At 58.7% G+C, this 5,793-nt stretch carries 5 protein-coding genes and 1 pseudogene; 5 read left to right on the top strand and 1 reads right to left on the bottom strand.

What is annotated here, in order from left to right; translation table 11 throughout:
- Both D6877_RS02660 and gorA read left to right on the top strand, forming a co-directional pair.
- Positions 1-120, top strand: a pseudogene (locus tag D6877_RS02660) (UTP--glucose-1-phosphate uridylyltransferase); the annotation flags it as partial.
- Between the two features lie 129 nt (positions 121-249).
- Positions 250-1,608 (top strand): glutathione-disulfide reductase, encoded by a 1,359-nt coding sequence (gene gorA, locus D6877_RS02655; RefSeq protein ID WP_130909747.1) that lies wholly within the window; start codon positions 250-252, stop codon positions 1,606-1,608.
- On the opposite strand, the gene D6877_RS02650 is transcribed toward gorA, so the two are convergent.
- Entirely contained in the window at positions 1,605-2,621 is a 1,017-nt protein-coding gene (locus D6877_RS02650; protein ID WP_130909746.1) for a DNA-binding protein, read from the bottom strand. The two genes, gorA and D6877_RS02650, sit on opposite strands and share 4 nt — an antisense overlap.
- Before the next feature lie 177 nt (positions 2,622-2,798).
- Here D6877_RS02650 and D6877_RS02645 point away from each other — a divergent pair, with 177 nt between their 5' ends.
- The 3 genes from D6877_RS02645 to ahpF all read left to right on the top strand — a co-directional run.
- Positions 2,799-3,737, top strand: coding sequence for a site-specific integrase (locus D6877_RS02645; protein ID WP_130909745.1), 939 nt, complete (start codon positions 2,799-2,801; stop codon positions 3,735-3,737).
- 137 nt (positions 3,738-3,874) lie between these two features.
- Positions 3,875-4,438 carry an alkyl hydroperoxide reductase subunit C gene (gene ahpC, locus D6877_RS02640; RefSeq protein ID WP_016774916.1) on the top strand — a complete coding sequence of 188 codons (564 nt, stop codon included), beginning with the start codon at positions 3,875-3,877 and terminating at the stop codon, positions 4,436-4,438.
- 124 nt (positions 4,439-4,562) lie between these two features.
- Positions 4,563-5,793: alkyl hydroperoxide reductase subunit F (gene ahpF, locus D6877_RS02635; RefSeq protein ID WP_130909744.1), on the top strand; the 1,231-nt coding region annotated here is incomplete at its 3' end.

The raw sequence follows: 5,793 nt of genomic DNA, 5'->3' as shown, positions 1-5,793 counted from the left end.
GGCTGCGTGATGGCCTACAAGTTCAAGGGCAAGCGTTTCGACTGCGGTGGCGCTGAAGGCTACATCGACGCGACCAACTTCTGCTTCGAAAACTTCTACAAGACTGGCAAAGCTTACTGATAGCGTTTGCCCCGTCTGCAAGAGAAAGCCACCTTCGGGTGGCTTTTTCATTTTCCGCCCTTATATGGATGGCAGTGCTTGCCCAATGAATGGCTGCGGGTATGCTGATGGCCTGCCGAGGAGATAGAAATGGCCTACGATTTTGACCTTTATGTGATTGGTGCCGGTTCCGGCGGTGTGCGGGCTGCGCGGTTTGCCGCCGGCTTCGGGGCGAAAGTGGCGGTGGCCGAAAGCCGTTATCTGGGCGGCACCTGCGTCAATGTCGGCTGCGTGCCGAAAAAACTCCTTGTGTACGGCGCGCACTTTGCCGAGGACTTCGAGCAAGCGTCCGGTTTCGGCTGGAACCTGGGCGAAGCCAACTTCGATTGGGCCACCCTGATCGCCAACAAGGATCGCGAGATCAATCGCCTCAACGGCATTTATCGCAATCTGCTGGTCAACAGCGGCGTGACCCTGCACGAGGCGCACGCGAAAATCGTCGGGCCGCACGAGGTCGAGGTCAACGGCGAGCGCTACACCGCGAAGAACATCCTGATCGCCACTGGCGGCTGGCCGCAGATCCCCGAAATCCCGGGGCATGAGCATGCGATCGGTTCGAACGAAGCGTTCTTTCTCAAAGAACTGCCCAAGCGTGTGCTGGTGGTTGGCGGCGGTTATATAGCGGTCGAGTTCGCCGGAATTTTCCATGGCCTCGGTGCCAACACCACGCTGCTGTATCGCGGCGATCTGTTCCTGCGCGGTTTCGACGGTTCGGTGCGCAAGCATCTGCAGGAAGAATTGACCAAGCGTGGCCTCGATCTGCAATTCAACGCCGACATTGCGCGCATCGACAAGCAGGCTGATGGCAGCTTGAAGGCCACGCTCAAGGATGGTCGAGTGCTCGAAGCCGACTGCGTGTTCTACGCCACCGGTCGCCGTCCGATGCTGGACAATCTGGGCCTGGAAAACACCGATGTTCAGCTCGACGACAAGGGCTTTATCAAAGTCGACGACGAGTATCAAACCACCGAGCCGTCGATTCTGGCGCTGGGTGATGTCATTGGTCGCGTGCAACTGACCCCGGTCGCTCTGGCCGAAGGTATGGCCGTGGCGCGGCGTCTGTTCAAGCCGGAGCAGTATCGTCCGGTGGATTACAAAATGATCCCGACCGCCGTGTTCAGCCTGCCGAACATCGGCACAGTCGGTTTGAGCGAAGAAGAAGCGCGCGAATGTGGCCACGAAGTGGTGATCTTCGAGAGTCGCTTCCGGCCGATGAAGCTGACCCTGACGGACTGTCAGGAGAAAACCCTGATGAAGCTGGTAGTCGACGCCAAGACCGACAAGGTGCTTGGCTGCCACATGGTCGGCCCGGATGCTGGCGAGATCGTGCAAGGTCTGGCGATCGCCTTGAAGGCCGGCGCGACCAAGCGCGACTTCGACGACACCATCGGGGTACACCCGACGGCTGCCGAAGAGTTTGTGACCATGCGCACGCCAGTCAGCGCTTAAGCATCCTTCGCTTTGGTCGATTCTGGCGCTGCCGCAACGGTAGCCGCCAGACGCTGGCTGTCCTCAAGGCTCGCCTGAGCCTTGAGCAATTCCTTTTCCAGTGACTGATTGAGCTGCGTCTGCTCGTCGACGCTCTGTTTGAGCGCCTGGCTTTCCAGTGTCGCCACGCGCAGACGTTCCTGGAGGAGGGTGCGCTCGCTGTCCATGCGCGTCGCCTGCTCGAGCAACTGATCCTGACGCTGATTGCTCTGCTTGAGTTGATCCTGCACCAGGTTCAGCTCGCGCTGGGTGCCACGGTTTTCGGTAAGCAGGCGTTCGTTGTCGCGGTGCAACTGCGTGATCTCATCCTGACGCACCAGCGCGCTCTGCTGGGCTTGACGCAGTTCCGCCTGTATCTGCTGAAGTTGCCCTTCGTGGCGGGCCTGGTCCTGCTCGCGCTGTTCCTTGCTGGCGTTGCGGTAATGCTCCAGCGCATCGCGGGCGTGCAGGTGTTTTTCTTCCAGCGAGCGGATCTGCTCGTCCTTGTCCTGCAGACGCAATTCGAAGTCGGCCAAGGCCTGGTTCAGGCCGGCATTGCGCGTCTGTTCGGTTTGCAGCATCGAGCGGGTGTTGCTCAGCGCCTCGGATTCGCGTTGCAGGGCGGCGCCCTGAATGTCGTGGTCGTGTTCGAGTTTTTCCAGCGCCTGGCGCGTCTGCTTCAGCTCGGTTTCCAGTGCTTCCCGTTGTTCCTCGAACTGTTCTCGGGCTTGCTCGATGGGCTCCTGCGCCTGTTCTTTCAGGCGCTGGGCGAGGCGAGAGACGAGGGCGGTCAGCTCATCATCGATCGGTTCTGCTGACGCTTCTGCTGGTTGTGCGCCGTCATCCAGTTCTTTCAGGTAGCGATGGATCGTGGTTTTCGAGCCGGTGTTGCCCATTTCGATGCGTACTGCATCGATGCTTGGGTGTTCGCCACGAGCCAGGATCGCTGTGCGCGCGATTTGCACCAGTGCTTTGGTAATGCCGCCACGGGCCATGTGAACTCCTACGTTTACGTACTGTGGTACATGCCACTAAAGTACGCAGTGTACCATGCTGAAAATATAGGTAAATCCTTGATGTAAAACAGGCGGGATATACTGGTATTACCCAATGTCAGGCGGCAAAATGCGCTTTTGCATGCCTGAACCCGTACACCAGCGAGAAAACCGCCCATGAGTGACATTGATCGATATCTGCAAGCCGCCACCCGCGACAACACCCGCCGCAGCTATCGCATGGCCATCGAGCATTTCGAGGTGACGTGGGGCGGATTTCTCCCGGCCACCGCAGATAGCGTTGCGCGCTATCTGGTGGAGCACGCCGGGGTTCTATCGATCAACACGCTGAAATTGCGCCTGTCGGCGCTGGCGCAGTGGCACAACAGTCAGGGTTTTGCCGACCCGACCAAGGCGCCAGTGGTGCGTAAGGTGTTCAAGGGCATTCGCGCCTTGCACCCGGCGCAGGAAAAACAGGCCGAACCATTGCAACTGCAGGATTTGCAACGTGTGATCGATTGGCTGGAACAGGAGGCGCAATCCGCCCGCCAGGAACAGGACCGCCCGACCTTGCTCAAGGCCTATCGGGATCGCGCGCTGATTCTGTTGGGCTTCTGGCGAGGCTTTCGCAGCGACGAGTTGTGCCGCTTGCAAATCGAGCATGTGCAGGCCAGTGCTGGCAAGGGAATCACCTTGTATCTGCCGCGCAGCAAGGGCGACCGGGAAAACCTCGGACAGACCTATCAGGCCCCAGCGCTGCTCAAGCTGTGTCCGGTGCAGGCTTATATCGACTGGATCACCGAGGCCGCGCTGGTACGCGGCGCAGTTTTCCGAAGCATTGATCGGTGGGGCAATCTGAGCGAGGAGGGTTTGCACGCCAACAGCATCATTCCGCTGTTGAGACAAGCTCTGCAACGTGCCGGGATTGCCGCCGCCGGTTATACCAGCCACTCGTTGCGACGCGGCTTTGCAACCTGGGCGCATCAAAGCGGCTGGGACCTGAAATCGCTGATGAGTTACGTCGGCTGGAAGGACATGAAATCCGCCATGCGCTATGTTGAGGTCAGCCCATTCCAGGGAATGGCTCGGATTATGGATAAGCCGGATCAAGCGTAGAGATCGTTTTCTTCTATTAATACAGTCAGCTAATAGCGAAAACAAATCAGCAGTATCAGGTTTGCCAATGAGCCTTCCGTCGAGTGAGTGGGTAGGATTCACCCATCAACTTCATAACCCCTGACGGAGAGTCATCGATGCCTATCATCAACAGCCAAGTAAAACCGTTCAAAGCTACCGCGTTCAAAAACGGCGACTTCGTTCAAGTCTCGGATGCTGACTTGAAAGGCAAGTGGTCCGTTGTGTTCTTCTACCCAGCCGACTTCACCTTCGTGTGCCCGACCGAGCTGGAAGACCTGGCCGACAACTACGCCGAGTTCAAGAAGCTGGGCGTGGAAATCTACAGCGTTTCGACCGATACCCACTTTGCTCACGCTGCCTGGCACAACACTTCGCCAGCCATCGGCAAAATCGAATACACCATGATCGGCGACCCGACCCACGTTATCTCCCGCAACTTCGACGTGCTGATCGAAGAAGCTGGTCTGGCTGACCGTGGCACCTTCGTGATCAACCCTGAAGGCCAGATCAAAATCGTTGAACTGAACGATGGCGGCGTTGGCCGTGACGCTTCCGAGCTGCTGCGCAAAATCAAGGCTGCTCAGTACGTCGCTGCACACCCAGGCGAAGTTTGCCCGGCCAAGTGGAAAGAAGGCGAGGCCACTCTGGCTCCGTCGCTGGACCTGGTCGGCAAGATCTAAGTCTGTGACATGCAACGCAGGGCGGCACGCCGCACCTTCTTAAGTTAGCTGCACCGCCCAATAAAAATGCCCGGGCGAGATTCGCTCGGGCTTTTTTTCGCCTCAAATAAAGGAAATCGCCCGTATGTTGGACGCCAATCTTAAAGCCCAGTTGAAATCGTACCTGGAACGGGTCACCCAACCGATCGAGATCGTTGCATCCCTCGACGACGGTGCGAAATCCCGTGAAATGCTGGAACTGCTGAAAGACGTTGCCAGTCTTTCGAGCCAAATTACCCTGATCGACAGCGGTGACGATGCCCGCAAACCATCGTTCTCGATCAATCGCCCCGGAGCCGACATCAGCCTGCGCTTTGCCGGTATTCCGATGGGCCACGAATTCACCTCCCTGGTGCTGGCGCTGCTGCAAGTCGGTGGCCACCCGTCGAAGGCCAGCGTTGAAGTCATCGAGCAGATTCGTTCGCTAAAAGGCGAGTTCAGCTTCGAGACCTACTTCTCGCTGTCTTGCCAGAACTGCCCGGACGTCGTTCAGGCGCTGAACCTGATGGCCGTGCTCAACCCGAACATCCGCCACGTCGCCATCGACGGCGCGCTGTTCCAGGACGAAGTCGACGATCGCAAGATCATGGCTGTGCCGAGCATCTACCTCAACGGCGAAAACTTCGGCCAGGGCCGTATGGGCCTGGAGGAAATCCTCGCCAAACTCGACACCGGCGCGATTGAGCGTCAGGCCGAGAAAATCAGCGCCAAGGAAGCCTTTGACGTGCTGGTCGTCGGCGGTGGCCCGGCCGGTGCTTCGGCGGCCATCTATGCCGCACGTAAAGGCATCCGCACCGGTGTCGCTGCTGAGCGCTTCGGCGGTCAGGTGCTGGACACCATGGCCATCGAGAACTTCATTTCCGTCCAGGAAACCGAAGGGCCGAAGCTGGCTACGGCGCTGGAAGAACACGTCAAGCAGTACGACGTCGACATCATGAACCTGCAACGTGCCGACAAGTTGATCCCGGGCAAGAACGGTGAGCTGCACGAAGTTCGCTTCGCCAGTGGCGCAACCCTGAAAGCCAAGAGCGTGATCCTCGCGACCGGTGCACGCTGGCGCGAAATGAACGTCCCCGGTGAGCAGGAATACCGCAACAAGGGCGTGGCTTACTGCCCGCACTGCGACGGCCCGCTGTTCAAAGGCAAGCGCGTAGCGGTGATCGGTGGTGGTAACTCGGGCGTTGAAGCGGCCATCGATCTGGCCGGTATCGTCTCGCACGTAACGTTGCTGGAATTCGACGTACAACTGCGCGCCGATGCTGTGTTGCAGCGCAAGCTGCACAGCCTGCCGAACGTCACGGTGATCACCAGTGCGC

It is taken from the genome of Pseudomonas sp. Sample_9, from assembly GCF_004307535.1.
GTDB classification, from domain to species: Bacteria; Pseudomonadota; Gammaproteobacteria; order Pseudomonadales; family Pseudomonadaceae; genus Aquipseudomonas; species Aquipseudomonas mercuritolerans.
This window is presented reverse-complemented; position numbering and strand designations above follow the sequence as displayed.

Excerpts from the sequence above, each read along its gene's own strand:
- gorA (WP_130909747.1), top strand. The coding sequence starts at position 250 with ATGGCCTACGATTTTGACCTTTATGTGATTGGTGCCGGTTCCGGCGGT.
- D6877_RS02650 (WP_130909746.1), bottom strand. The coding sequence starts at position 2,621 with ATGGCCCGTGGCGGCATTACCAAAGCACTGGTGCAAATCGCGCGCACA.
- D6877_RS02645 (WP_130909745.1), top strand. The coding sequence starts at position 2,799 with ATGAGTGACATTGATCGATATCTGCAAGCCGCCACCCGCGACAACACC.
- ahpC (WP_016774916.1), top strand. The coding sequence starts at position 3,875 with ATGCCTATCATCAACAGCCAAGTAAAACCGTTCAAAGCTACCGCGTTC.